Genomic DNA, 26,141 nt, shown 5'->3' with positions numbered 1-26,141 from the left:
AAGGTTATAAATGAAGAAATGATCTTTAAAAAAAGCAATTGACCTTCGTAAATTCAATCATCAATCCTTCTTCCTTTTTATAAAATAAAGTGCAAGAAGCAACGCAAATCCACTTGTTGGCATAATGTACCACCAGATAGAGTTTTCCGTTTCTGGATTCATTGGATTCATAGCTTCTGAGCGAGTTGGATTTGCAATCTGTAGGGAATGTAAATCATTTATTGTTTTTTGTGCGAAGATATTGCTTCTAGGAGCTTTAAATCCTATTGCATCGATTCGCAACTCATCTCGCCAGCCTTTTCCATATTTTTTATCGAGGTATTCAAAAACAACTTCATTATAAGCTTCAGGGTCTTCATCACCAAATCTACAGCAGCCAGGAGATATAAATTGTACGTGATATTTATTTTGGAATTCCTGATCTGCTTTTGAATTAAAATCACAACCTACAAATCCACCCGAAAACCAAATAATGGTTTTTTCGTTCTTTAGATCTTTTTTGGCTCCATTAGCATTGCAACCTGAATCAAAGTTGATTGTAGTCAGATTTTTTAAAAATAAATGAGTTTTAGCTTCAGGTTCTAATGGAAGAATACAAGGAGGATGATAGATGCTGTCTAACTTGAATGGATTTGAAATAATCGAACTGATTGAATCTGTTTCAGGAAATTCTACATGATCTTGCTGGGCATTCGATTTCAATAAAGAAATAGAGAAGAGGAGTAGAAGATAGTTGCGATTCATTTAAAGTTCCTTTGTTTAACCTAACGAGAATACACCTTATAGGTTGTTTCGTTCAATGAATAGAATCATAGCGTATCTCGAAAATTCTAATATTTTAAAAAAATCAATTGAAAATTTGCGAAACCGAAAAGTTGCGCATATATTTGCAATCAATTGGTTTCATATTTAAATTTTAATTCATGAGAAGAGATGCTTTTCAAGCAATTGCAGACCCTACCAGAAGAGCAATTATTCTACTGGTTGCTGTTCAGGCAATGACACCGAATGCTTTGGCGGAACATTTTGACAGTACGCGTCAGGCTGTTTCAAAGCATTTACGGATTCTGACAGAATGTGAGTTAGTCAAACAAAATCAGTCTGGAAGAGAAATTTACTACGAACTCAATGGAGATAAGATGAAAGAAATTGACAAATGGCTGGAACAATTTCGAAAGATTTGGGAAAGCCGCTTTAACCAATTAGACGATGTATTAGCAACCCTAAAAAAAAACAATCCATGAATTCAAATCTGCTTTTTGATTTTTCCGTAAACAAGGAAAATAACACGATTCAAATCATCCGTGATTTTGCTGCAAATGTTTCCTTGGTTTGGAGCGCTTGGACGAAACCTGAATTATTAGATCTTTGGTGGGCACCAAAACCGTATCAAACCAAAACAAAATCCATGGATTTCAAAGAGGGAGGAGCTTGGCATTACTGCATGATTTCTGCAGAGAATGATGTGCATTGGTGCCGATTGGATTACAGAAGAATCGAAGACCAAAAGTCATATTCTGGGTTGGATGGTTTTTGTGATGAAGATGGAGTTCTCAATATGGAATTTCCACGTTCATTGTGGAATAACACATTCTCTGCGAAAGGTGAAAACACCACGGTAGAAATAACCATTCAATACCAATCATTGGCAGACCTTGAAAAAGTCATTTCACTTGGTTTTAAAGAAGGACTATCAATGGCTTTGGAAAACCTAGATCAGTACATCGAAGCAAAAATCAAACTCCGAAATGAATTGAAAATAGATCGTTTACCTAGAGTGTGTAACTATTTGAATTTTCCGGGTAACACGGAAGAGGCCTTTTTGTTTTACAAATCGGTTTTCAAAACAGAATTTTCAGGAAAGGGAATTCAACGATTTGGGGATATTCCTGCAAATGACAATCATCCACCAGTAGCGGAAGCTATTAAAAAGATGATTTTGCATATCGAATTACCGATCACTGGAAATCATGTCTTAATGGGAACAGATGCGCCTAAGGAAATGGGATTTACCCTTACGTCAGGAAATAACATGCACATTTCTATTGAACCAGAAACAAGGGAAGAGGCGAAGCGCATTTTTAATGAACTTTCTGCTGGAGGAAATGTTACTATGCCCTTAGAAGACATGTTCTTCGGAGCGTATTACGGATCCTTTACCGATAAATATGGAATGAATTGGATGATTAATTACAAGAATGATTAACCAAATTGATAAAAAATAAGATTATGAAACACCATTTAGCATTTGATTTTTCTGTGGATAAAGACAATCGGAAAATCACAGTAACGAGAGAATTCGCAGCCGAACTACCTTTAGTTTGGGATGCCTATACCAAATCTGAAATTTTGGATCAATGGTGGGCACCAAAACCGTGGAAAGCGAAAACCAAAACGATGGATTTTCGAGAAGGGGGAACCTGGCACTATGCGATGGTTGGTCCAGAAGGTGAAGAACATTGGGCGCTTGTAAATTACATTAAGATTCATCCTCAAAAATCATTTTCAGGTCTAGATGTGTTTGCAGATGTCGAAGCCCAGGTGAATAAAGAACTTCCACAATCCAAATGGGAAGTTTCTTTTGAAGATAAAGGCGAATTAACGGGAGTTTCATTTCTCATTCATTACGATGATTTGGCTCAGTTGGAGACAACTATCCAGATGGGATTCAAAAAAGGTTTAACAGTTGCGATGGAAGGATTAGACGAACTTTTAGTATCATTGAAAAAAATAAGTGATTATGAAAAATAAGATTCTATTTGTTTTCAGTCTGCTTTTTGGATTGATGTTTATGAATGCAGGATTGAATAAATTTTTTCAATACATGCCCATGCCCAAAGATATGCCAGAGAATATGATGAAAGTTGTAGAGGCATTTGGAGCAATTGTTTGGTTGATGCCTTTAATCGCTGTTGTTGAGATAATTGGTGGTGTTTTGGTGATTATACCTAAATATAGAGCACTCGGAGCAATTATGATTTTTCCAATTATGATTGGAATTCTCTTAACTCATATTTTTAATGCACCATCTGGTTTGCCAATAGCTTTGATTTTATTTGCTGTTTTAGCTTGGATAATGATAGATAATCGAGCAAAGTATGCTGCTATGTTTAAATAGAAAGTTCAAGTAATATTCAAAAGGTTCAAAATAGATTTTTTAACACCTCAAAGAAATGGAAAAGATAAAAATAACAGTAGAAAACAATGTCAATGCTCCGTTGGAAAAAGTTTGGGAGTATTGGAATGCGCCTGAACACATTACTCAATGGAATAGTGCTTCACCAGATTGGCATACGCCTAGATCTGAAAATGATTTGAGAGCAGGAGGAAAGTTCACTTCTCGTATGGAAGCAAAAGATGGAAGTTTTGGTTTTGATTTTGGAGGAACGTATGATGAAGTAATTCCTCATGAGAAAATCAGTTATACAATGGATGACGGACGAAAAACGGAAATTACGTTCATTCAAGAAGGATCTGAAACCAAAGTGATTGAAACCTTCGAAGCTGAAACCCAAAATCCAGTTGAAATGCAACAAGGAGGTTGGCAAGCAATTTTGGATAATTTCAAGAAGTATGTAGAGACTAATTAGTCGAAACGAAACAAATAGTCAATAATAATAAATCAGAAAGCTTGATTCAAGAGAATCAAGCTTTCTTTGCAACTAATAAGTAATCAATTAACTCTAAAACGGCTTGTTTTTGGATTTTTCATTCCATAATATTCAGTTAAAAGGTATATTCCACTCTCTAAAATGGGTAATTCAACCTCACATTTTCCATCAAGTAGGACAATAGTTATTGGTTGAATAATTTTACCGTCTAAGCTTTGAATTACGAAATTTGTTGAGTTGGATACCAGCTTTATAGATGCACCATTTGCAACAGGATTTGGAAAAATTCGGATTTCATTTTTACTCAATTCGGATAGACCTAACTGATCAATAACAATGCAGGAACTGGTGTCAACGCAGCTGTTGTTAGCAGCAATAACCGCATAAATTCCATTTGTAGAGGGAGTAAAGGTAAGTGCATTGTTTCCGCTTCCAATAGCAGCTGTTCCGTCTGTACAATTAATCCAGTTTATACTGGTTGCTGTTGGAGCATTTACAGTGATAGAAGTAACATTATCGGTGATTGCAGCTATGATTGGATTTGAAACTGAAATAACGCTTACAACTGTGCTATCATCTCCATTTATATCCTCTAAAACATCAAAGTAAGTTCCTGAAACGGAATAGGTATTTGTCCCAACTGTTACCGAATCTCCGGCACATAAATGAATAGTTTGCTGTGTAACATTACTTGTAAATCCAATGGTAATTGGACCATTAGCAGGGAGGGTTGTTGTACTGAAAAGTGTTCCTTCATTGGAGCCATTACACAATCCGCTGGTATTTGAAGGTGTAAATGCCCATTTAGTTCCGTCCCAAACACTTAAAGAAATATCAGTACAATTTGTGAGCCCGCTTTGAGAAGCATTGTTCCAACCAATACTTGCACTTAATAAATCTGAATTAATGGAGTTCGTGAAATCCCAATATTCAAATACGCTGATACTTTGTAAGGGGTTCTCCAATGGATTCAGAGTTGGATAAGCGCTAGAAATGTAACCAACTTTAATCTGAGAAGAGATCGAACTAGGTGCCGAAATACTTAGCGGACGATATTTGTCAGGAATAAATCCTAATGGAAATTCAAACGAATCATTTCCTGTTTTTTCTACATATCCAGCAATAAACGTGGAGTCTGATTGACCCGAAAGAGCTAAGTTATCAGCCAGTTCTATCAATACATTTGATCCTGAAACAATAATTCCATCGTTCAATTCTAATAAAGAAGACAAGCTCAAATTGGTATTTAATGAAACTCCAAATCCACCATCTGCTGGACCATTTGCTTTATTTTCAACAATTAATCCGCCAAGAATCAAATTGTTTAATGTGTGATTTACAACTTGATTTTTTATTCCGTTTAAAACCACGGTGTTTCCATTACTATTAAATATTCCAGAGATAGAAATATTTCCATTTATTCTGAGAGATACTGGAGAAATGTGATTGAATATTTTTCCAAGAGGTACATTTACGTTTGCTAATTGATAACTTCCTGATCCATTAATACTTGTATTGCCAGATTGAAAAAACGAACTGTCTTGACCCTGAACAACTCCATTGTTTTGCCATAAGACAGAATTTAGATCTTTCCACGTTGATTGATTTTTTAAAACAATCGAATCTCCTAAAAGTAAATTAACAGCTGCTCCTGAATTTTCTAAATTTACCGAAACTCCATCCAATTCCAAATACATTCCCATAGTACTAGTAGGGTCATTTCCAATGGTTCCTGTTACGAAAACCGAACCGCCTGTTGAACGGAAATACCCTTTCCCTGCTCCAGGAGCTGCACCAAGCCATAAAAGGGATCCATTGATTTGGATTACCCCTCCATTTTGCTCAAAAGTTGGATAAAATATCCCTGCTTCATTTTCAAAACCAAATTCTGCATTGGTCGTAATTGTTCCACCATTTTGAGTGAGTTTACTCGATCCCAATGCGCTTCCATCCACTAATGCAATCGTTTCCCCTACGGTTACAGTACCGCTATTTATGGTTCCAGTACCACCTAATTCAAAAAGTAAGCGTTGACCACTGGATAAAATTCCTCCATTCATCTCTAGATGAGCATCTTCAGCAAATATTAAACGAGCATTATTTCCTCCTCCAATTAACGAGAAAGTGCCACTATTGGTAAGAGTTACTATGGTTCCTGCTCCCAATATTTCTACTCGATCTGTGGTGTTCAATGTGGCCGATATCGTTAATTGTGCTCCGTTTTGCACTAACATTTCAGCTGGGGTAAAAGTAGAGTTTACATGAATGATTGGCTGTGCCATCACTCCGCTATAATTGACCGGATCAATGGTGATATCATCTCCATTGGAGGGAGTTGTTGACCAATTGGCAGTATTGTTCCAATCTGAATTGATTGCTCCAGTCCAATTTTGTCCGAATAAAGGACTTAGGTAAAAACCTAAACTGATCGCTAAAAGTGTTTTTTTCATGTTGTTTTTATTCAATAAATTAGTCTTCATTATTTTTTAATTTCATCAGAAGGGTATAGGCGTTTTTTAGTACAATTTTTGGGTGATGAAGTTTGGACTTGATTTCGGTAAATCCTTCATTGGAAATTCCCGTTTCAACAGGGATCATTCTATAAACACCAATTTGTTCTTCCACAAAAAGATACTCTTTATTTTCCCATTTCACAAGTGCATCAGAAGGAATGCAAAGCACTGGAGTATCATTTAGTTCAATTTCCGCATTTACAAAAGTTCCGGGTTGCAAATCAGTCGTTTTTTGATTCATTTTGGCATGAACTTGAATGCTTCGATTTGCATCAATATTGGGGGAAATCAATTCGATTGTTGCTGAATATTCCTTTTCCAGATTGCTGTTTGATTTTAGCTTTACGTTTTGCCCGATTCCAATCCGATAACTATCATTTTCAAAAACGGTTAGGTTTACACAGACATCTTCAGGATTAATTAATTCGAAAAGTACTTCTGAAGGAGTCACATATTTCCCAATATTGATATTGACCTTGGAAACATATCCTGAAATAGGTGAGTGAATTGCAATACTTCTGGAAAGGTTGTTTTCAGTCAGTTTTTCAGGAACTAATCCAATTAAGCGCAATTGTTCTGCTAAAGAACGCACCAAAATTCGCTGATTTGCATATTCACTTTGAACCTGTTGCAAGGTTTTGTCGCTCGCAACTTTTGTTTCGTTCAATCCTTTTTGGCGCTTGTAATCGGATTCTAATAATTGCAATTTGTTTTTGGCGGTCAAATAATCTTGTTGGATCTGAATGTATTGTTGATCTTCTAAAATGGCTAAAACACTTCCTTTTTTCACTTTCCTTCCAGGGATTAGATCCGTTTTCTTCAGATAACCACCCAAAGGTGCACTTACCGAAATGCTATTGTTTGGATGTACGTCGATCACTCCAGTTACTTGAAGGGAAAGGTGCATATTGCGTGTTATTAGTTCTCCAATTACAAGTTCCCCATTTTTAATTTGCTTTGAATCTAACTGAATGAGGTTACTTTGGTTGTTTGAAGGTGTTTCCTTCATGGATTTATTTCCAGTTTCGGCATTGCTGCAAGCTTGGAGTAGAAATCCGATTACTATAAGATGAACAAGTATTTTCATGATTTTCGTATTAATTGTTGATAGCGCTGATTTTCTCAATTTGAAATGCAGCCTCATTAAATTGTTGAATGGTACGGTAATAGTCGCTTCTGATTTGCATGGCTTGATTCAAGAGGACAACCCACTCAATGTAACCGATTTCACCGCTATTCAATTTTTCTGTAGCGGCATGAATCAGTTGTTCTGAATTGGGGAGCATTGTTTGGTCGAATGATTCGAGAAATTGCTTACTTCTGATATAGATTCTGATTGAATTGCTTAACTGCATTTTCAGCTCTTGATTCAACGCGTTGAGTTCTTGTTCTTTTTGAAGCACAAAGAGCTTGTTTGCTCTTATTTTAGATCGTTGGGAACCAAAAAACAAGGGAACACCAATTCCAAAATTGACCGATGAAAATCGCTTATTTCCATTAAAATAAAGGTCTTGTGGATTGGAATAAGGAGTTTGCCAGCCAATGATTGTTGCATTACTAAATCCAGCGCTTAAATAGGGCAGAAGTTTGCTTTTTTCCAATTGAACTTGCTGTTTAGAATAGAGCAATTCCTGTTCTTGTAGTAACTTGGTGGGATTTCTAGAGAGCGAATTCGTGTCTGGAACCTGTGGAAGTAAATATTGAGCACTATTTTTATTGGATGCCGGTTTGTATTCTCCATTTGAATTTATAAGTACATTGAATTGCAGGAGAAGTGATTCATAATCGGTCTGTAATTGATTCAATTGATTCGAGATTTGAATACGCTGATTGTCTGCTGTAGCCTTTTCGAGTATATCAATATCACCACTTTCAAATCGTTGTGTTACCTTTTGCTGAAAATGAGCATAAATACTATCTGCTTGCAGAAGGAGTTTCCGTTGTTCTTCCAGAACCAAGGTTTCGTAAAACACCCGTTTAACTTCGATTTCAAGATCTACGAGTCTCTGTAAAAAGTTCAGTTCACTCATTCGAATATTCGTGCGGATTAATCGCTCTTGATTGCGATATACAGTCGGAAATTGAATCGTTTGAGAGATGGTAAACTTATTGTCCAAATTGAGACTGTTAAATTGACCATATTCAAAACCAACATTTGCTTGTTGGATATCTATTCCGCTTTTCGTGAGTATCTGTGCATATTTCACTTGGGTTTCAGCTACCTTCAGATAGTTATTGTTTTTGATTGCTGTATCAATTGCAGCTCCTAATTCAATGGGGCTTTGTGCTTGGGAGAACAAACTACCCAAAGTGAACAGAAGAACCAATGCTATTTTAGGAAATTTATTGGTTTTGAAGTGCACCATTCCTTTTTCAGAAATAATGTATAAAATGGGTAAAACAAATAACGACAACATGGTAGAAATGATCAATCCACCAATAACAACTGTTGCTAATGGTTTTTGAACTTCACCCCCTGCACCTGTGCTAATTGCCATTGGAATAAACCCTAACGAAGGAACCAAAGCAGTCATTAACACTGCCCTTAGTTTAGATTTCGTAGCATGAATCACAATCCTTTTTACGTCTTTCCAACCTTCTTTCTTTAATCGATTGAATTCGCTGACGAGCAAAATTCCATTTAATACTGCCACACCGAATAACGCGATAAAACCAACACCTGCAGAAATACTAAACGGCATATCTCTTGCCCAAAGAGCAATGATTCCACCTATTGCAGATAAGGGTATGGCTGTATAGATTAGTAAACCTTGTTTTACTGAGTTGAAAGCAAAGAATAAAAGCAAGAAAATTAAGAGAAGTGCTATCGGAACTACAATAGAAAGGCGTGCTTTCGCTGCAGTCATATTTTCAAAGGAACCGCCATAAACGATTTTATATTCTTTGGGTAATTTTAATTTTCCGGAAACTTTTTGTTGTAATTCTTGTACAATAGATTGTACATCTCTGCCATTTACATTGAAACCAACAATGATTCTTCGCTTTGTATTTTCTCTCTGAATTTGATTCACGCCTTCTACTTCTTCAATTTTAGCTAAGTAGGATAGAGGTATCTGTGTATTTTGAGGAGTCTGAATCATCAGGTTTTGAATGTCTGCGATACTTTTTCGCTGCTGATCTTCCAATCGAACAACTAGGTCAAATCGTTTTTCTCCTTCGTAAACCTGACCTGCAATTTGTCCCGCAAAAGCAGTGTTTACAATGCGGTTCACATCACCTACGTTGAGCCCGTATTTTGCCATTCCATCACGGTCATACTTGATTACTACCTGTGGCATTCCAGTCATTTTCTCTTCATAGATTGTAATTGCACCATTCACGGTCCCAACAATTTCTGCCAATTGATGTGCATAATGAGTTAAAGTGTCTAGGTTTTCTCCGTATATTTTACAAACCACATCTTGTCTAGCTCCTGTCATGAGTTCGTTGAATCGCATTTGAACGGGGAACTGAAATCCAACCGTAATTCCTGGAACTTCTTCCAGTGCTTTGGTCATCTTTTCACTCAGTTCTGGGAAAGACTTGGCAGAAGTCCATTCTTTTTTGTCTTTAAGAATCACCATCATATCTCCAGCTTCAAATGGCATAGGATCTGTTGGAACTTCCGCACTTCCTATTTTGGTAACGATCTTGGTCACTTCTGGAAATCGGTCTAAGAGAATTTTGGATGCTTTTTGGGTTGCCTGAATCGTATTGTTCAAGTTACTACCTGTTAGAAGCCTTGTTTCAACTGCAAAATCTCCTTCTTCCAATTGTGGAATAAATTCTCCCCCCATTTGTAATAAAAGGTAAATTGCAAGACTGAACATAAGGAGTGTCATGGTCAGAATAGTTTTGGGAAATCGAAGTAATCGATTCAGTGCAGGTTGATAGGTACGTTCCAACCAAATCATCAAGCGATCTGTGAGATTCTTTTTGTGCGAAATTTTCTTTTTCAAACACAAAGCAGACATCATCGGAACATAAGTAATTGATAAGATGAATGCTCCTAAAATGGCAAAGGCAATTGTTAATGCCATTGGTTTAAACATTTTTCCTTCAATTCCTTGAAGCGATAGAATCGGTAAGTAAACAATCAAAATGATGATTTGACTAAATACGGCAGATTTGATCATGGAACCAGTGGATTTTGAAACTTCGCTATCCATTTGGTTTTGGTCAATTCGCTCAACAAGCTTGAATTGCTTGGAATGGGAGAAACGATGAAGGATAACTTCTACGACAATTACGGAACCATCTACAATTAATCCGAAATCAATAGCTCCAAGTGACATCAAATTCCCGCCAACTCCAAACAAATTCATCAGGATGATGGCAAAAAGCATAGAAAGTGGAATAACAGAAGAAACGATTAATCCTGCACGGAGATTTCCCAAGAAAAACACCAAGACAAAAATCACGATCAGTGCCCCTTCTAGTAAATTCGTCTCAACTGTCTGGATGGCATTGTTGACCATCTTTGTTCGGTCCAAAAACGGTTCTATTACAACACCTTCAGGAAGCATCTTTTGAATTTCTTCCATGCGATCTTTTACTCTTTTCACTACATCAGAAGAATTTTCTCCTTTGAGCATCATCACCACTGCACCAGCCACTTCACCTTTGGCATTGAAGGTCATTGCTCCATAGCGAATCGCACTTCCAAATCGAATGTTCGCAACATCTCGCATCAAAAGCGGTGTTCCATTATCCAAATTCTTCAACACGATTTTTTGAATATCAGCAATGTTTTCCGTCAGACCCTCACTTCGAATGTAAAGAACAGTAGGTCCTTTTTCGATATAAGCGCCACCTGTGTTTTCATTATTTTTCTCCAAGGCATTGAAGATGTCTGTAATACTCAAATTATGAGCTTTCAGTTGCTCTTGTCGAATGGCAATTTCATATTGTTTCAATTTCCCACCAAAACTGGATACTTCGGCAACACCAGGTGTTCCCAATAATTGCCTCCGAACAATCCAATCTTGAATGGTTCGTAATTCCATTGGTCCGAATTCTTTTTCGTAGCCTTCTTTTGGACGAACAACATACTGATAAATTTCTCCCAATCCGGTAGAGAGAGGAGCCATTTCTGGTGCACCAATTCCAGTTGGTAATTCTTGGGTTACTTTTTGAAGTTGCTCGTTAATTTGCTGTCTCGCTAAGTGAATGTCAGTTTCATCAGTAAAGACCAATGTAACCAAGGAGAGTCCAAAGCGCGAAAAGCTTCGAACTTGTTTCAATCCAGCAATGTTACTGCAGGATTGTTCAATAGGGAACGTAATTAAACGTTCGATATCAGTTGCTCCCAGAGAAGGGGATACTGTAATTACTTGTACCTGATTGTCTGTGATGTCAGGTAAGGCATCTATTGGTAATTGGGTTAATTCATAACTTCCCCAAGAAATGAGGGCAATTACAAACAACCCAATCACAAACTTTTTCCTGACGGAAAAGTCAATGATTTTTTGAAGCATAATTTGTAGATTTTAAACGAAATAATCCACTCGAATTTCAAGTAGAAGAATTATTAGAATAAAATTATGCTTGACAGGGAGGTCTGAATAAAGAAGCTAATGCAGGATCTTTAGGTCGGTTTTTTTTAAACAATACTTGTAAATAAGTATCAATGACTTCGATTTTTTTTTCAGGAATCAATTTGAAGTTTGGAATGGACGCAATTTGAAATGAAAAATGAATAGATACTTTCTTAAAGGGCAATTGCATATCCTTTTCTTGGTCGTTATCATTCAAATCATTTCCAAGATAATGCATGGAAATAAACTCAAATATGTCAATCTGTTTATTAATGGTTTTGTGTTCTGTAAAATGAACAAATAAATCAGATAGTTTAAATAATTCTCCTATGGAACTATTAAACATAAAAATGGGTAACAGTATGTAAACGAATACCTTTTTCACTTTGCAAAGGTAGTTAAATGATTTCTTAAATATTCTAATAAAATTATAAGAGGTATTAATTACCCAAGATAATTCGCTATTAATAATTCAGCATTCGCAATTATCCTTACATTTACCAAAAGTTCTTTATTTGTTCAATATCCAGAAAAGGTTTTTCGTTTAGGCGAAAATAAAAGGGAAACGTGTTAAAATCACGTGCTGTCGCGCAACTGTAATTCCAACTCATCGAGAAGTTGGAAAAGCCAGGTTACTTTCCATTTCTGATTCGCTCACATTGTTTGTGTTCGAAATTGACCATGCTTTCGCGATATGAAGTAAAAGTCAGGATTCCGTTTTCAATGCATCAAACTAGGTGTGCTGAATTTCTATTCCTGTTTTCTTTCTTCGTGTTGTATTACTGAGAACCAGATAGTACATAAATGAAACTAGTTTGATATGTGTGAACATGAAAAGGTAGCTTGCCCGCGCTGTAACGCCAGTTTTGAATGCAAAGTTGGATCTATTTCTTTGTGCCAGTGCACAGCAGTTTCATTAAGTGTAGACGAAAGTCAATTTATTAGTGATGGCTACAAAGAATGCCTTTGCGCTTCCTGTATGTTGGAGATGAAAAAGGAATACAACGCAAAATTATTGGAGCAAAAATTCACTCAAATCTCAACTCTTTTCAAGAAAAAATAATTGAATGAAAAATACCTGATTATAAACAATTCGTAATTAGGCATTCGGCATTCGTAATTAGAATATATGAACATAGAAGAACGCATTCAACAAGCAGAAACACGCATTTTTAAAGCTGTTTTCCCCAATACAACGAATCATTATGATACATTATTTGGAGGAACTGCCATGCAATTAATGGATGAGGTTGCTTTCATTGCAGCAACGCGTTTCAGTCGTCAAAGAATGGTAACAGTGAGCAGTGATAAGATTGATTTCAAGAAACCCATTCCTGCTGGAACAATTATTGAATTAATAGGAAAGGTGACTTATTTGGGAAGCACCAGTTTAAAAATACGTGTAGAAATTTTTATTGAACAAATGTATTCGGAAGTACGTGAGAAAGCCGTTACGGGAGAGTTTACATTCGTTGCAATCGACGAGAATAAACAGCCAGTGAAAATATTAAGAGATTAATTTTTTGTTCCAATCTTAATTTTAATTGGTGATTCTTAGAACTTAGACAATTGAAGTTAATTTTAAGTGTTTTTCAGCCAAAATAGCAGGGATTTTCATATTTTCGGCTTTGAATGGATAATTTCATGAGTCGGAAAGTTGTATTATTTACTTGTTTCATTGGATTAATTCTTATGCTTTCCTGCAATGGAGGTGCTCGAAACAAGAAAATGTTCACGGATGAAAATCAAGAACAACTTTTCATCGATTCATCCCGTATCTTTCCTTTTAAGTGTATTATTGACACTCCAATCTGTACAGATTCAGCTTGTTGGGGAATCTATAAAGGAGCTGAATTTATTCCAGAAAAGTATATCGATCAATTGAATCTCAACGGAACAGATATAGCTCATCAGTATTCCAATAAAATGTGCGAGTATATTGGAAAAAAACTCAAGCAATTATATAGAGATAGTTTGTATAGCAAAGTCAATTTTTCGAAGATTAAACTTTCAACTAAAGGAATGAACGGAGATTCTAATTACGTGGAGTATAAAATATATATTCCTTTCAAACGTGTTCCTAAATCGCAAGCAATGACTGCTTTTGACCATTGTGGTGGTTGGGGGCACCAACCAGAAATAAAGAAAAGAAAATATGATTTATTATCAAGTCCAAGCAAAATTGTTAAAAATCGAAGATTGTGGATAAGTAAATTATTTCGTACAAAAGAAGGGTTGCAAGAATATTGGATTCAATGGCAACACTCCGATTTCAATTGATATACAATTAATAACCGATTATTTACATGTCAATTATTGACTTACAATGAATAGTTTTAACTAAAAAAAGTTGTTTTTTTTTGACTTAAAAGCAACACAATTACTCAAATTGGAGTCTTAATGAGTAAGATTTATTGTGTATTTTCACACTAATAATTATAAAAACAAACTAATAAATTATGAAGAAAATTTACATGTTAGGTTGCGCGCTGCTGCTTCAGCTGTCGGGTAATCTGTTTGCTCAGGCTCCTTATTGTGCAATCAGTGCAACAAGTGGGGTAGCAAGTTCGAGTTACTACATCGATAACTTCTCTACTACTGGTGGAATTGCCAATATTTCCAATTTAGGAACGGTATGTGGAACAAATAATTACGAGGATCGAACAGCAATGATTGTATCTCAATTTGCTGGAGGTCCTGCCGTTGACTTCGAAATAGATATGGGGCCATCGATCTTTGATACTTTCGGAGTCGGTATTTGGATTGATTGGAATGAGAACGATGTGTTTAATTCTGGTGAACAAGTATTTCAATCCAGTGGTGGGTATAGTAATTCTTTTTCCGGATCCTTTGCTGTTCCGTTAGGAACGCCAGTAGGAACTTACAGAATGCGTGTTCTTGCTGATTTCAATAATGCCTCTCCAAGTAACCCTTGTTCTCTTGCTTTTGGACAGGGAGAGGCAGAAGATTATACTTTTGAAGTTACTCCACCGCCTTCATGTATGCCAGTTGCGGGATTAACAATTGAGGGTGTTTCATCGAATTCAATTGATATTTCTTGGACAAGCCAGGGAACAGAGACCGATTGGAATATCGAATATGGAGTGAGTGGGTTTACACCTGGTTCAGGAACTCCGGGAACTGCTTCAGGTACAGCAGAATTCACCGCAGGAACTTTATCTGCGGGTACTTACTATGATTTTTATGTACAGGCTGACTGTGGTGGTGGTGATGAAAGTATCTGGGTCGGGCCGATTACTGGGTATACGGGATATTGCGAATTTGAAACTATCGATCCAGATTATTATATTCAAAACTTCTCTACTACTGGAGGATCTACATCTAACATATCTAATTTAGGTTCAGGTTATGGAACTAATGGATATGAAGATGCAACTTCGATGATTGTTTCAAGCTTTGAAGGAGGACCTGATATCAACTTCACGGTTGATAATGGGAATGGTTATTACCATGGATTGAGTATTTGGGTTGACTGGAATGACAATATGATTTTTGAATCTAGTGAACAAGTTTACTCTAATGGCTTTGATGAAACATTCTCTGGTTCGTTTGGAGTACCTCTTGGAACTGCTGTTGGAAGTCATAGAATGCGTGTACTTGTTGATGCAGATAATAGTTCTCCAGATAATCCTTGTTCTACGGATTACGGATATGGTGAAGCGGAGGATTATACGTTTGAAGTAGTTCCGACCCCTTCTTGTTTACCTGTTTCTGACCTTGAAATCGATGGTGAAACAACAAACACAATAGATATCATCTGGACAGCAGGTGATGTTGAAACAGCATGGAATATTGAATGGGGAGCTCCTGGATTTACTCCTGGAACAGGAACGGGACTTGATTCTGCTCAAACTACTACAGAATCATATACTGTAGCTGGATTAGATCATTCAACAAACTATGATTTTTATGTTCAAGCGAGCTGTAGTTCAACGGATTCTTCTTTCTGGACACTAGTATCAGGAGCAACACTTTGCGGAGCAATTACGAATTTCCCATGGACAGAGAATTTCGATGCAATGCCAGATCTTGATTACGATTTGTTCCCTAGTTGCTGGATAAGTGAAAATGGAGAATGGTATACAGATGATGTAAATAACAACATTTCTAACTCTGCAATTCCTTATTCAGGAAACAATTATTTAGGAATAAGCTATAATAGTGATGACCATATCTGGACTCCAGAGTTTCAATTAACTGCAGGAAAAAAATACGAATTCTCTTTTATGTGGGCAGGGGATGATTCTCCAGGTTGGAATGGAGAAGTTTTTGTAAATGAAACTCAAAGTTCTACAGGAGCAATATCTCTTGGTGCTGAGTTTGTTACACCATCTGTAAATGTAACAGCAGATTATAGAAGATCATATTATTGTTTTACACCAACAGTTAGCGGGGTTTATTCTTTTGGAATTTATGTATCCTCTAGCTTTACTCCTGATGATTTAACGTTTGATGATTTTAGTTTAGTTGAACGCGCTGCAACAGCTGGAACTGGCTTAGCTATTAACGCTTGTCAAATTGAAGGATTGGTTGATTTAAATGATAATGCTACAATTAATGATCCATTGGGTAATTGGACATTCTCTCAAAACCCTTCAACGATTGTGAATGATACGATGTTTAATCCGCAATTTGTTCCAGCAGGAACTGTAAGTGTAGATTACATTACTTACGGATGTTTAGTAGATACAGCATCAGTAATGGTGACTATCTATCCTCCTTCAAACGCAGGTGAGGATGGTATTCTTACAGTTTGTAAAAATCAACCATTGAACTTACTTGCTGGTTTATCAGGTAATGTTGATATGGGAGGTACTTGGTACGACCCACAAAATCAAGCGATTGCTTCTGGTCAAATTATGAGCGCAAACTTCCCTGGACAATATAATTACGATTATATTACTGGAAATAACGTTTGTCCAAATGATACAGCTGGTGTTGTTGTTTCAGTAATTGCATCGTGTAACTGGTTGTCAGTAGATGAAATGGCTTTAGAATCGGTGAATTTATATCCAAATCCTTCTACAGGTTTAGTATTCATTGAGTCTACTTTTACGGAAGGAACTTTGAATTTGGTAATTACTGATGTTAATGGTCGAGTTATTGAAAATGGAATGAACTCCATTGCAGCAGGAACAAGCACTGTTAATTTAAGTCAAGTTGAAAGCGGTATTTATTTCTTTAAATTATCAAGCGATACAGCTGAAAAAGTAGTTCGTGTAGTAATTCAATAAGAGAAAGCACAGCTTTTGATTAAATATAAGCTTTAACATTGTATAGAAACCTCTGTCAGAAATGATGGAGGTTTTTTTTTGCTCCAATAAGTAGATTGAGCTACATTCTCAAAAGGATTCGATTAACTTTGCGGTATGAATTTCGAAAAACAAGTAATTAGCCGAAGTGGAAATGTCTGCGAATTGAGTGGGGCAACAGAAGATTTACAAATCTACCAAGTACAACCTTCAGAAGGAAACTCAGCGGACGATTTTATTCTAATTTCTCAAAACTTGAAAAATCAATTGGAAGGATCTGTAGAAGTTTCCGCTAATGATTGGAGATGTTTGAATGATTCAATGTGGAGTGAGGTTTCTGCGGTAAAGGTGGTTGCATACCGCATGTTAGATCAATTGAAAGGGGAAGGTTGGCCGAATGATTTACTCGAAATGATTTACTTGGACGAAGCTGAACTTACTTGGGCAAAAGCTGGAATGGAAGACGAAGATGCAATCAAGCACATTGACTCCAATGGAGTGGTCTTAAAAGCAGGAGATACTGTCGTTTTAATCAAAGAATTGGATGTAAAAGGCTCTACGATTACTGCAAAGCGTGGAACAGCAGTTAGAAATATCAAACTTGTTCATGATGACCCAACCCTTATTGAAGGAAAAGTCGATGGACAATCCATATACATCTTGACACAATTTGTGAAGAAATAGTTTTTTCAAGTTCAAAGAGTTCAAAGAGTTCAAAGAGTTCAAAGTTTGAATCTTTTAAACAATTGAACCTATTGAACTTTCAGTTATAGTACATCATGATAGTCTGGTGTTTTATCAAAAACACTTTTTGCAAACGGACATAATGGGATGATTTTGATTCCTGCTTTTCGTGCAAATTCCACAGCTGCTTGTACCATTAAATTCCCAACACTTTTACCTCTGAATGCTGGATTTACTTCTGTGTGATCTATGATAATCCGGTCATTATTCACCCAGGAATAAGTCATTCTTCCTGCTTCTACTTCCTCTTCTGTTGCTTTAAAGAATCCTTTTGATTCACGGTCAAATTGTTTTACTTCTATCATTTTTTTATTTAAAATGTTCAAATGTTCAAATGTTCAAATGTTCAAATGTTCAAATAGAATGTTTTAATTAATCCATTAAATGGAACTTTTTCAACTTTTGAAACTATTTGAACCTTGGTTTAACCTCTCGGTTCTGGCAATGGTACAAATTCACTTTCGCCTTCAATTTTTGGAAAAGTTTGATTAATCCATGCGGCTTTAGCCTCTTCAATGCGTTCTTTTCGAGAGGAAACAAAGTTCCAGAATATAAACCGCTCTTCTGGAAATGCTTCTCCACCAAAGATATAAACAGTTGTGTTCTCAGCCATGTCGAAAGTGCATAACTCACTATTTTTTGCAATCAAGATTTGCTTTGGCCCATAGTTTTCAGCTCCATCCCGAATACTTCCTTCTAAAATATATAACGCACTTTCTCCAAAAAGCTCTTCTCCAATGGCAATTTTAGCGGCTTCTTTTGTTTTAATTTCAAGGAAATAAAGAGGGCTATAAACAGGAACTGCCGATTTTCTTCCGAAGGCTTCACCAGCAATTAATTTGAAACCAACTCCATTTTCTTCCCAGGATGGAATTTCACTGGCTTCAATATGTGTAAATGAAGGCTCCATTTCTTCCAGTTCCTTAGGCAAAGCAACCCAAATTTGCAATCCATGGAGATACTTTTCCGATTGCCTCAAATAATCTGGTGTTCTTTCTGAATGTACAACTCCTTTTCCTGCTGTCATCCAATTGACTGCTCCAGGTTGAATTTCAACTACAGATCCAACACTGTCACGGTGCATAATTGCTCCTTCGAATAAGTAAGTCAGAGTAGACAAACCAATGTGCGGATGAGGACCTACATCTAAATTTTGGTGGTCACTCAATTTCGCTGGTCCCATGTGGTCTATAAATACAAATGGACCAACAGCTCTTTTCTGTCGAAATGGAAGCAATCTACCAACTAGGAAATTGCCAATATCGGCTGCTCTTTCTTCTATAATGAGTTGAATGTTTGACATAATAAATTGAATGGGCTAATAATCCTTCTAAAATAGATAACTTATCGAAGTGATTTATTTAAAAGCTACATTTTTATTTGCTGATACTGACTAATTACACAGCCTATGATTGCATTCAAGCATTTAGAACAAGCAGAATCAATGAATTAACGCTAACAAAATTAATTTAGTAGAAATTATCATAAAACAACTCTTCAAAAATGATCAATAAGATAGGAAAACTACTTCTTGGAATTGGACTCATAGCCTTCCTCACTTTTTTGATTTCGGAAATTATTGGGCATTCTATTCTTGTAGAAAACGTGGTAACAATCGTATATCTTTTGTTGATGATTCTTTTTATTTTCTTGGGAATCACTTTTATTTATCTCCATAGTTCAGTAACAAAAAGAAAACGGGTTTCACGAATCATTTTAGGCTTTTTAATTTTTTTGGCTTGTTTCGGTGTTTTTTCCAAATTAATGTTTTGGCCAGGTGCAGCTGTTGAAATTATACTCTTTTTCTTTTTATTGAGTTTTTCCTATTTCCCTTTTATCATAAAAAGCCGTTATGAGCGATTGGTCGAATTAATTCCGTCTAAAGTAAAGGTTATTTATCTGAGTGTTATGGATTTAATTGGATTGCTTTGTTTGGTAATGGGCGCTTTATTTATCATTCAAAAATGGCCATTTGCGCTTCCACTTTTAGCAATAGGTATTCTTATTTTTTTAATTGCCATGAATGGTTGGAATCGGAATTTTAAACGAGAAGTTGCACTCCGAAAAGTTGTAGAAACAGAGTTGAAATCAACCTTGGAAGAATTGCATCGAACACATTTGGAAATTACTGAACGACATAAGGAAATCAAGGATAGTATAAATTATGCAGAACGCATTCAACGAAGTTTTTTAGCTACGGAATCAACTCTCTCAGAAAATTTGAATGATTATTTTGTCATTTTTCAACCACGAGATGTCGTTAGCGGAGATTTCTATTGGGCATCTAAATTAGCTAGTGGAAATTTTCTGCTGTTAACTGGAGACAGTACAGGTCATGGAGTTCCAGGTGCAATTATGAGTTTACTCAATATTACGAGCTTGGAAAAAGCAATTGAACATCAAACTGAGCCAGCTCAAATATTCAATGAAGCAAGGATGACCATTATTGAGCGCTTGAAGAATGATGGAAGTATTGAAGGAGGAAAAGACGGAATGGACGGAAGTTTGATTTCCTTCAATAAGGATAAAACAAGATTGACTTATACTTCTGCGAATAATTCGATTTGGATTGCACGGTATTCCGAAGAAACAAACTCTTATGATTTGTTGGAATTTAAAGGCGATAAAATGCCTTTGGGGAAACATGTACACGATACAATTTCCTTTAATCAAACAGAAGTTCAACTAATGAAAGAAGATGTTGTTTACTGTTTTACAGATGGTTTTGCAGATCAATTCGGGGGGCCAAAAGGAAAGAAATTTATGAATAAACAGTTGAAAGAATTGATTCTTCGCTTAGCGAGTCTTCCTTTGAATGAACAAAAAACGATTATTCTTCAAACCTTTAATGATTGGAAGGGGTTGAACGAACAGATTGATGATGTAACGATGATTGCGGTTAGAATTTAACAATATACTTCGGTTATAAATTTGTTTGTTAATCCAAATTAATTTTCAATTTTAAAAATCTCAATTCAGATTCTTTACGTACCTTGATAGTATTGAGCTTCTTTTACAAAGAACAATATTCAATAGGAAACAACTAAATAGAGAAGTATGAAAAGAGCAATTTGGAAGAATACAATCATTGCAGAAAGTGACAAGACTGTCATCATTGAAGGAAATCATTATTTCCCTGTCGAATCGATTAAGAAAGAATATTTCAAAGAATCTCCAACTCATACAACTTGCCCGTGGAAAGGAATTGCTTCTTATTACACAATTGAAGTAAACAAGGACCAAAACAAAGATGCCGCTTGGTTTTATCCAAAAACGTCTGAGTTGGCTAAAAGTATTGAAGGAAAAGTTGCATTCTGGAAAGGTGTTCAAGTAATAGTAGATTAATCGGTTGTTCGAGTATTGGAATGAACTTTTAGTAGAGTTACTTGTTTAATTTTAAGAATAAATCTACTTCGAAATCCAAATTTTGGTTTTGTTCGTAATTGGGAAAGTTGAGTTTGATTCTTTAGAAATAAAACTCACTTCACTACTAAAAACTGAATTATGAAACGAGCAATTTGGAACAATATAGTAATCGCGGAAAGTGCTGCTACTATACTTGTCGACGGAAATCATTACTTTCCTGTTGAAGCAATTAAAAAAGAATATTTCAAAGAATCTGAAAAACATACAGCTTGTCCTTGGAAAGGAATTGCCTCTTATTATTCCTTGGAAGTAAACAAACAAATAAATAAAGACGCCGCTTGGTTTTATCCAAGAACTTCCAAATTGGCAAAGATTATTGAAGGAAGAATTGCATTTTGGAAAGGCGTTAAAATTATAGAATACTAATAATTTTATGCAGTTGATTGAAAAATACATAGAAATAAGAAAACGAACCGAACATTTGTGTAAACCACTTCAGGTGGAAGATTACATTCCCCAACCAGTTCCATTTGCTAGCCCGCCTAAATGGCATTTGGCACATTCAACTTGGTTTTTTGAGGAAATGATTTTAAAGAAAAATCTTCAATCATATCAAGAGTTTCATGCGGATTTCGGGTTTCTATTCAATTCGTATTACAATACAATTGGCGAACGAACTTTCCGTGCAGATAGAGGAAATATTACCCGGCCAGGCGTTTCTGAGGTGTATGCTTATCGCGCACATGTAGACGAAAAAATGCGTGAGTTATTGGAACAAAATCTGTCATCTGAATTAAGAGAATTAATTGAATTGGGGTTGAATCATGAACAGCAGCATCAGGAATTGTTGATGACAGATTTGAAATATATGCTTGGCCACAACCCCATTTTCCCAGTTTATGATTCGAGTCAGAATTTATTGGCTGATGTTAATTTGGAGTCAGGGTGGGCTTCCTTTGACGAAGGTGTTTACGAAGTTGGACATGATGGAGGAGCTTTTTGTTTCGACAATGAACTGAACAAACACAAAGTTTATCTCCAAAATTTCGAGATCTCAAAATCCTTGGTTACAAACGGAGAATACTTGAAATTTATAGAAGCTGGCGGGTATCAGCATTTTGATTATTGGCTGGATGAAGGTTGGTCGTGGTTGAATGAAAATAAGATTCAAAGTCCGCTTTATTGGCACAAAATAAATGGAAAATGGTATTATTTCACGTTGTCAGGTTTAAAAGAAGTTGATCCAAATGCCATTTTGGGCCATATTTCTTATTATGAGGCTCAGGCTTATGCAACTTGGAAAGGATTGCGTTTGCCAACGGAATTTGAATGGGAAATTGCTTCGGATTCCTTTTCATGGGGAAAAAGATGGGAATGGACTAATAGTGCATATTTGCCTTATCCAGGTTTTAAAACTGCTGAAGGTGCTGTTGGGGAATACAATGGTAAATTCATGATTAATCAAATGGTTTTGCGTGGAGCATCTGTTGTTACAGCTCCCAATCATAGTAGAAAAACATACCGCAATTTTTTTCATCCACATTATCAGTGGCAATATTCAGGAATTAGATTAGCAAAGTAAGATGAACTTAGAACAATTCAAACAAGATGTATTAACTGGGCTTTCACAAAATCCAAAGCAACTCCCCTCTAAGTATTTTTACGATAAACGAGGAGACGAACTGTTTGTTCAAATTATGAATATGCCTGAGTATTATTTGACTCGTGCTGAAATGGAAATCTTTCAACAGCAATCTTATGAAATCATTTCAAGTTTCAATATCCAAAAGGGAGAAGAAATTGAAGTCGTAGAATTAGGTGCTGGAGATGGTACAAAAACGATTCATCTCTTGTTTGAACTCATTCGATTTCGGGTTACATTCAAGTATATTCCCATTGATATTTCTTCAAATGCTTTGAACGGATTAGAACATCGGATGAAGGAAGAGATCCCTAATCTATCAATCAATACACTTCAAGGAGATTATTTTCAAATGCTGAACGACTTAAAGAAATCCCCCAATCGAAAAATCATCTTGTTTTTAGGTTCGAATATTGGTAATATGTCGGATGAACAGGCTAAATCATTCATTGCTTCTTTGAGTCAAAATTTGAACCCTGGAGACAAATTGGTTTTAGGAGTAGATTTAATCAAAGAAAAGGAAATCGTACTTCCAGCATACAATGATGCAGCAGGAATTACGCGAGATTTTAATTTAAATCTTCTGGAAAGAATAAATCGAGAGTTGAAAGCTAATTTTGATTTAGCCCATTTTGTTCACGATCCAGAATACACGGAATCGGAAGGAATTGCAAAAAGCTTTCTAAAGAGTACAAAGAGACAAGTTGTTAAAATAGAATCGATTGAGAAGAGTTTTGTATTTGAGGAAAATGAACGTATTCACACAGAGATTTCTAGAAAATACAACGATCAAATTTTAGCGAATATTATTGGTAAATCTCCTCTTGAAGTGCAAGATTGCTTTACCGATCAAAAATCATTGTTCGGAGATTACATTATTAATCGCGTTTAGAAAATTGAAATGTTAACCTTTTCCTAAAAATGAAACCAAGCCCATATCTTTCTATTATTTTAGAGGCATAAAATGGTATTATGGCATCTAAAAGCTTAGAAAACGAAGGATTTATGAAGAAACAACTTCCTGTTATCATAAAAGGAATCATGGCATTTATGTTTTTGCTTTCGGCAGTGGCGAAATTGTATCCTTCACCGAATATGGCGCTTCCTACATTTGAAGTAAAGCAACTTATCCCAATGGGATTCAGTGAAACGAGTGCTGCTTATTTCTCACGAATTTTAATTGGCTGTGAATTGGCATTGGGAGTTCTATTGCTTCAAAAGAACTATTTCAAAAGATTGGTAGTCCCCATGTCGTTCTTGATGCTTTTGATTTTTAGTATTCATTTAAGCTACGAAATTGCATCTTCAGGGAATAGCGGGAATTGTGGTTGTTTTGGATCTTTGTTGCCAATGACTCCAGTTCAGGCATTGATTAAAAATATCATCGGAATGGGACTTTTGGTTGTGCTATATCAAAAAACGTCCAAACAGAATGACAGTTTGAATTTTTCTTTTATTTCAGCTATTACATTTGCTTCGATTCTTGCTGTGTTTTTAGTTGGACCAATGCAGCGTAAATCCAATGATCAATTGGTAGAAGATATGATGAAAGAAATGGAAATGTCTGAGGATGAAGAGAAAGTTTTGGACGATAAATCAGTTGTTGCAGCTCTTCCTAAAAAAGAAACTAGTCAGCCATTAGAAAATGCGGAAAAGAATGAGGTGAAAGAAGAAAAAGCCTCTGATAAACCTTTAGAAAAGACTGTTGTTGATGAACCCAAATTGAAAAAATCTGGATTTGCATCTCAGTTTAGCGACATTGATAAAGGTCGAAAAATTCTATGTTTTTTTGCCCCAGGATGTGATCATTGCAAAGAAACCGCTAAGGCCTTGACTGAAATGGCTTCGAAAGATCCTACTTTCCCAGAAGTGAAAATTGTATTCATGGAGGAAGAAGCAGAATTAATTCCCGACTTTTTTGCATTTGCAGGAAGAAAATATCCATTCAAAATTGTAGAAGTTGGTCAATTCTGGACCGTCTTAGGAGGAACAAAAGATACTCCGGGAGTTTTCTATTTGTGGAATGGAAATATTATCAAAGAATACGACGGTATTAACGAACGAGCTTTCAAAAGAGATGAATTCAAGAAAATTGTTCAAAAACCTTGGTCTGAATTGAAGTAATTGATTCCTTTCGGTATCTTCATGCTACAATCTTCGTTATGAAAATTATTTTCACACTATTTATTTGTGTCTCATCCGTATTTGTAAGCGCCCAAAAAGAGCCTTTTAACGAAGAGAAATGTTACAAATCACTTGCTCACTTAGCAAGTAAAAAGGATTATTTCGAGGTTAAAGAAATAATCACGAAGTACAAATCGAAAATTGATCCAGAGGTTTATTTCTATTATTTAGGACTAGTTGAAAATGGTTTTTCTCATTTTAAAGAATCGAATGAGGCGATTGAATCATTTTTAGTAGGCTCTGGTCAAATGAATAACGACAGTCTTTTCAAAGAAATTTTGATGATTAAACAATTAAATCTGATTAGTCTTTTTGAGTACGAGGAAGCAAGTAATCTAAATCAATACATTCTTGAGAATTTCAATAATATTTGCACTCCTGTTGAATTGGATGATTTACTGAATACAGGTAAAATATGGAAAGCATTAGAGAATAGTGGTAAACAAAAAATAACTCATTCCAATGATGCTCGAATTCAATTAACAAGAGACAAAGCCAACTTAGCCAATATCCCAGTAACTATTTCAGATAAAAAGAAGAATTTTGTATTCGATACAGGAGCCAATTTTTCGGTTATTCAGCGATCTGTTGCCTTGGAAATGAATCTGGAAATTATGCCCATTCAATTTGATGTGTCTGCCATTACTGGTGCAACTGTTAAAAGTGACTTGGCTGTAGCAAAAGAGCTTTTTATTGGAGGAATCAAATGTGAGAATGTGGTTTTTTTGGTTTTTGATGATGCTGATTTGACTTTTTCAGAAGCAGATTATTCCATACAAGGAATTATTGGTTTCCCAGTAATTCGAAACCTGGATGAAATTCATTTGAATAGTAAAGATGAGTTGTTTATTCCAAAAATCGCTCAAGAGTTTCCTGTAAGTAACTTAATTATTAATGGTTTCGTCCCTGTTGTTCAAGTGATAAAAGATTCTGACACCTTGAATTTTACTTTTGACACGGGTGCTGCAGAAACATCTTTGAATAGCAGTTATTATTCCAAATACAAAAAGAAAATTGAGCGAAAAGGAAAAAAACAATTACTAAAATCTGGTGGAGCAGGTGGAATTGTTGAATACGAGGGATATTTATTACCTCAAGTAACACTTTCAGTTGGCACATCGAAAGCAAAGCTTGTGAATATGCAAGTACGAAAAGATGTTGTTGGAGAAACTGATGGGCTATTTGAAGGGAATCTAGGTCAGGATTTCATCAAACAATTTGAAACCATGGTTATTAGTTTCAAGTATTCACATATTCTTTTCAAGTAGAAG

24 protein-coding genes and 1 riboswitch are annotated in these 26,141 nt (G+C 35.8%); of the genes, 17 read left to right on the top strand and 7 right to left on the bottom strand.

Annotation, left to right across the window (positions count from 1 at the left end; genetic code table 11):
* Positions 1-60: 60 nt before the first annotated feature.
* Positions 61-744, bottom strand: a complete 684-nt coding sequence (locus tag FLUTA_RS19295; protein WP_013688588.1) for an FEKKY domain-containing protein — start codon at positions 742-744, stop codon at positions 61-63.
* 179 nt (positions 745-923) lie between these two features.
* Between FLUTA_RS19295 and FLUTA_RS19290 the strand changes: the two genes are divergently transcribed.
* From FLUTA_RS19290 to FLUTA_RS19270, 5 genes are read left to right on the top strand one after another with little or no spacing between them, the layout of a single operon-like run.
* The gene (locus FLUTA_RS19290) at positions 924-1,244 is read left to right on the top strand and encodes an ArsR/SmtB family transcription factor (protein ID WP_013688587.1); all 321 of its coding nucleotides are present in this window, start codon (positions 924-926) and stop codon (positions 1,242-1,244) included.
* Positions 1,241-2,206 carry an SRPBCC domain-containing protein gene (locus FLUTA_RS21905; RefSeq protein ID WP_013688586.1) on the top strand — a complete coding sequence of 322 codons (966 nt, stop codon included), beginning with the start codon at positions 1,241-1,243 and terminating at the stop codon, positions 2,204-2,206. The genes FLUTA_RS19290 and FLUTA_RS21905 overlap by 4 nt, the downstream gene beginning before the upstream one ends.
* A gap of 23 nt (positions 2,207-2,229) precedes the next feature.
* Entirely contained in the window at positions 2,230-2,751 is a 522-nt protein-coding gene (locus FLUTA_RS19280) for an SRPBCC family protein (RefSeq protein ID WP_013688585.1), read from the top strand.
* Positions 2,741-3,118: a DoxX family protein gene (locus FLUTA_RS19275; protein WP_013688584.1), complete on the top strand. Its 378-nt coding sequence runs from the start codon at positions 2,741-2,743 to the stop codon at positions 3,116-3,118. The genes FLUTA_RS19280 and FLUTA_RS19275 overlap by 11 nt, the downstream gene beginning before the upstream one ends.
* 55 nt (positions 3,119-3,173) lie before the next feature.
* On the top strand, positions 3,174-3,590 hold the full coding sequence (locus tag FLUTA_RS19270; protein WP_013688583.1) for an SRPBCC family protein: 417 nt from the start codon (positions 3,174-3,176) through the stop codon (positions 3,588-3,590).
* 83 nt (positions 3,591-3,673) lie between these two features.
* Here FLUTA_RS19270 and FLUTA_RS19265 read toward each other — a convergent pair whose 3' ends face one another.
* From FLUTA_RS19265 to FLUTA_RS21060, 4 genes are all read right to left on the bottom strand, one after another.
* Entirely contained in the window at positions 3,674-6,091 is a 2,418-nt protein-coding gene (locus FLUTA_RS19265; protein ID WP_043023956.1) for a hypothetical protein, read from the bottom strand.
* Positions 6,081-7,211, bottom strand: a complete 1,131-nt coding sequence (locus FLUTA_RS19260) for an efflux RND transporter periplasmic adaptor subunit (RefSeq protein WP_013688581.1) — start codon at positions 7,209-7,211, stop codon at positions 6,081-6,083. The genes FLUTA_RS19265 and FLUTA_RS19260 overlap by 11 nt, the downstream gene beginning before the upstream one ends.
* Positions 7,212-7,221: 10 nt before the next feature.
* Positions 7,222-11,601, bottom strand: a complete 4,380-nt coding sequence (locus FLUTA_RS19255) for a CusA/CzcA family heavy metal efflux RND transporter (RefSeq protein ID WP_013688580.1) — start codon at positions 11,599-11,601, stop codon at positions 7,222-7,224.
* Between the two features lie 64 nt (positions 11,602-11,665).
* A complete protein-coding gene (locus FLUTA_RS21060; protein ID WP_013688579.1) occupies positions 11,666-12,046 on the bottom strand; it encodes a hypothetical protein in 381 nt (126 codons plus the stop codon).
* Positions 12,047-12,177: 131 nt separating this feature from the next.
* Positions 12,178-12,319: riboswitch (cobalamin riboswitch) on the top strand.
* Positions 12,320-12,481: 162 nt separating this feature from the next.
* Here FLUTA_RS21060 and FLUTA_RS21255 point away from each other — a divergent pair.
* The 5 genes from FLUTA_RS21255 (at position 12,482) to FLUTA_RS19230 (ending at position 17,618) form a co-directional block, all read left to right on the top strand.
* Positions 12,482-12,724 carry a cysteine-rich CWC family protein gene (locus tag FLUTA_RS21255; protein ID WP_013688578.1) on the top strand — a complete coding sequence of 81 codons (243 nt, stop codon included), beginning with the start codon at positions 12,482-12,484 and terminating at the stop codon, positions 12,722-12,724.
* A gap of 66 nt (positions 12,725-12,790) precedes the next feature.
* Positions 12,791-13,180: an acyl-CoA thioesterase gene (locus tag FLUTA_RS19245; protein WP_013688577.1), complete on the top strand. Its 390-nt coding sequence runs from the start codon at positions 12,791-12,793 to the stop codon at positions 13,178-13,180.
* Between the two features lie 125 nt (positions 13,181-13,305).
* Positions 13,306-13,941, top strand: a complete 636-nt coding sequence (locus FLUTA_RS19240; protein WP_013688576.1) for a hypothetical protein — start codon at positions 13,306-13,308, stop codon at positions 13,939-13,941.
* Positions 13,942-14,120: 179 nt separating this feature from the next.
* Positions 14,121-16,916 (top strand): GEVED domain-containing protein, encoded by a 2,796-nt coding sequence (locus tag FLUTA_RS19235; protein WP_013688575.1) that lies wholly within the window; start codon positions 14,121-14,123, stop codon positions 16,914-16,916.
* A 135-nt stretch (positions 16,917-17,051) separates the two neighbouring features.
* Positions 17,052-17,618: a PhnA domain-containing protein gene (locus FLUTA_RS19230; RefSeq protein WP_013688574.1), complete on the top strand. Its 567-nt coding sequence runs from the start codon at positions 17,052-17,054 to the stop codon at positions 17,616-17,618.
* A gap of 83 nt (positions 17,619-17,701) precedes the next feature.
* Here FLUTA_RS19230 and FLUTA_RS19225 read toward each other — a convergent pair whose 3' ends face one another.
* Complete coding sequence (locus FLUTA_RS19225; RefSeq protein ID WP_013688573.1) at positions 17,702-17,983, bottom strand: GNAT family N-acetyltransferase; 282 nt, start codon at positions 17,981-17,983, stop codon at positions 17,702-17,704.
* Between the two features lie 119 nt (positions 17,984-18,102).
* On the bottom strand, positions 18,103-18,981 hold the full coding sequence (locus tag FLUTA_RS19220) for a pirin family protein (protein ID WP_013688572.1): 879 nt from the start codon (positions 18,979-18,981) through the stop codon (positions 18,103-18,105).
* Positions 18,982-19,181: 200 nt separating this feature from the next.
* On the opposite strand from FLUTA_RS19220, the gene FLUTA_RS19215 reads away from it, so the two are divergent.
* From FLUTA_RS19215 to FLUTA_RS19185, 7 genes are all read left to right on the top strand, one after another.
* Positions 19,182-20,588: a PP2C family protein-serine/threonine phosphatase gene (locus tag FLUTA_RS19215; protein ID WP_013688571.1), complete on the top strand. Its 1,407-nt coding sequence runs from the start codon at positions 19,182-19,184 to the stop codon at positions 20,586-20,588.
* Between the two features lie 147 nt (positions 20,589-20,735).
* Positions 20,736-21,023: a DUF427 domain-containing protein gene (locus FLUTA_RS19210; RefSeq protein WP_013688570.1), complete on the top strand. Its 288-nt coding sequence runs from the start codon at positions 20,736-20,738 to the stop codon at positions 21,021-21,023.
* 159 nt (positions 21,024-21,182) lie between these two features.
* On the top strand, positions 21,183-21,470 hold the full coding sequence (locus FLUTA_RS19205; protein WP_013688569.1) for a DUF427 domain-containing protein: 288 nt from the start codon (positions 21,183-21,185) through the stop codon (positions 21,468-21,470).
* Positions 21,471-21,477: 7 nt separating this feature from the next.
* A complete protein-coding gene (egtB, locus tag FLUTA_RS19200) occupies positions 21,478-22,626 on the top strand; it encodes an ergothioneine biosynthesis protein EgtB (RefSeq protein ID WP_013688568.1) in 1,149 nt (382 codons plus the stop codon).
* Position 22,627: 1 nt separating this feature from the next.
* A complete protein-coding gene (gene egtD, locus FLUTA_RS19195) occupies positions 22,628-23,578 on the top strand; it encodes an L-histidine N(alpha)-methyltransferase (protein ID WP_013688567.1) in 951 nt (316 codons plus the stop codon).
* 80 nt (positions 23,579-23,658) lie between these two features.
* On the top strand, positions 23,659-24,810 hold the full coding sequence (locus FLUTA_RS19190; RefSeq protein WP_013688566.1) for a DoxX family protein: 1,152 nt from the start codon (positions 23,659-23,661) through the stop codon (positions 24,808-24,810).
* Positions 24,811-24,848: 38 nt separating this feature from the next.
* The gene (locus FLUTA_RS19185) at positions 24,849-26,138 is read left to right on the top strand and encodes a retropepsin-like aspartic protease (protein ID WP_013688565.1); all 1,290 of its coding nucleotides are present in this window, start codon (positions 24,849-24,851) and stop codon (positions 26,136-26,138) included.
* Positions 26,139-26,141 lie beyond the last annotated feature (3 nt).

This window comes from Fluviicola taffensis DSM 16823 (genome assembly GCF_000194605.1).
In the GTDB taxonomy this organism is placed as follows: Bacteria; Bacteroidota; Bacteroidia; order Flavobacteriales_D; family Crocinitomicaceae; genus Fluviicola; species Fluviicola taffensis.
Note: the sequence above shows the minus strand (reverse complement) of the source record. Positions and strands in the feature narration are given on the sequence as shown.

Coding starts and splice junctions, on each gene's coding strand:
- egtB (WP_013688568.1), top strand. CDS start 21,478: ATGCAGTTGATTGAAAAATACATAGAAATAAGAAAACGAACCGAACAT.
- FLUTA_RS19255 (WP_013688580.1), bottom strand. CDS start 11,601: ATGCTTCAAAAAATCATTGACTTTTCCGTCAGGAAAAAGTTTGTGATT.
- FLUTA_RS19260 (WP_013688581.1), bottom strand. CDS start 7,211: ATGAAAATACTTGTTCATCTTATAGTAATCGGATTTCTACTCCAAGCT.
- FLUTA_RS19240 (WP_013688576.1), top strand. CDS start 13,306: ATGAGTCGGAAAGTTGTATTATTTACTTGTTTCATTGGATTAATTCTT.
- FLUTA_RS19215 (WP_013688571.1), top strand. CDS start 19,182: ATGATCAATAAGATAGGAAAACTACTTCTTGGAATTGGACTCATAGCC.
- FLUTA_RS19185 (WP_013688565.1), top strand. CDS start 24,849: ATGAAAATTATTTTCACACTATTTATTTGTGTCTCATCCGTATTTGTA.
- FLUTA_RS19205 (WP_013688569.1), top strand. CDS start 21,183: ATGAAACGAGCAATTTGGAACAATATAGTAATCGCGGAAAGTGCTGCT.
- FLUTA_RS19295 (WP_013688588.1), bottom strand. CDS start 744: ATGAATCGCAACTATCTTCTACTCCTCTTCTCTATTTCTTTATTGAAA.
- FLUTA_RS21905 (WP_013688586.1), top strand. CDS start 1,241: ATGAATTCAAATCTGCTTTTTGATTTTTCCGTAAACAAGGAAAATAAC.
- FLUTA_RS19265 (WP_043023956.1), bottom strand. CDS start 6,091: ATGAAGACTAATTTATTGAATAAAAACAACATGAAAAAAACACTTTTA.
- FLUTA_RS19190 (WP_013688566.1), top strand. CDS start 23,659: ATGGCATCTAAAAGCTTAGAAAACGAAGGATTTATGAAGAAACAACTT.
- FLUTA_RS19235 (WP_013688575.1), top strand. CDS start 14,121: ATGAAGAAAATTTACATGTTAGGTTGCGCGCTGCTGCTTCAGCTGTCG.
- egtD (WP_013688567.1), top strand. CDS start 22,628: ATGAACTTAGAACAATTCAAACAAGATGTATTAACTGGGCTTTCACAA.
- FLUTA_RS19225 (WP_013688573.1), bottom strand. CDS start 17,983: ATGATAGAAGTAAAACAATTTGACCGTGAATCAAAAGGATTCTTTAAA.
- FLUTA_RS21255 (WP_013688578.1), top strand. CDS start 12,482: ATGTGTGAACATGAAAAGGTAGCTTGCCCGCGCTGTAACGCCAGTTTT.
- FLUTA_RS19220 (WP_013688572.1), bottom strand. CDS start 18,981: ATGTCAAACATTCAACTCATTATAGAAGAAAGAGCAGCCGATATTGGC.
- FLUTA_RS19270 (WP_013688583.1), top strand. CDS start 3,174: ATGGAAAAGATAAAAATAACAGTAGAAAACAATGTCAATGCTCCGTTG.
- FLUTA_RS19275 (WP_013688584.1), top strand. CDS start 2,741: ATGAAAAATAAGATTCTATTTGTTTTCAGTCTGCTTTTTGGATTGATG.
- FLUTA_RS19245 (WP_013688577.1), top strand. CDS start 12,791: ATGAACATAGAAGAACGCATTCAACAAGCAGAAACACGCATTTTTAAA.
- FLUTA_RS19210 (WP_013688570.1), top strand. CDS start 20,736: ATGAAAAGAGCAATTTGGAAGAATACAATCATTGCAGAAAGTGACAAG.
- FLUTA_RS19280 (WP_013688585.1), top strand. CDS start 2,230: ATGAAACACCATTTAGCATTTGATTTTTCTGTGGATAAAGACAATCGG.
- FLUTA_RS19290 (WP_013688587.1), top strand. CDS start 924: ATGAGAAGAGATGCTTTTCAAGCAATTGCAGACCCTACCAGAAGAGCA.
- FLUTA_RS19230 (WP_013688574.1), top strand. CDS start 17,052: ATGAATTTCGAAAAACAAGTAATTAGCCGAAGTGGAAATGTCTGCGAA.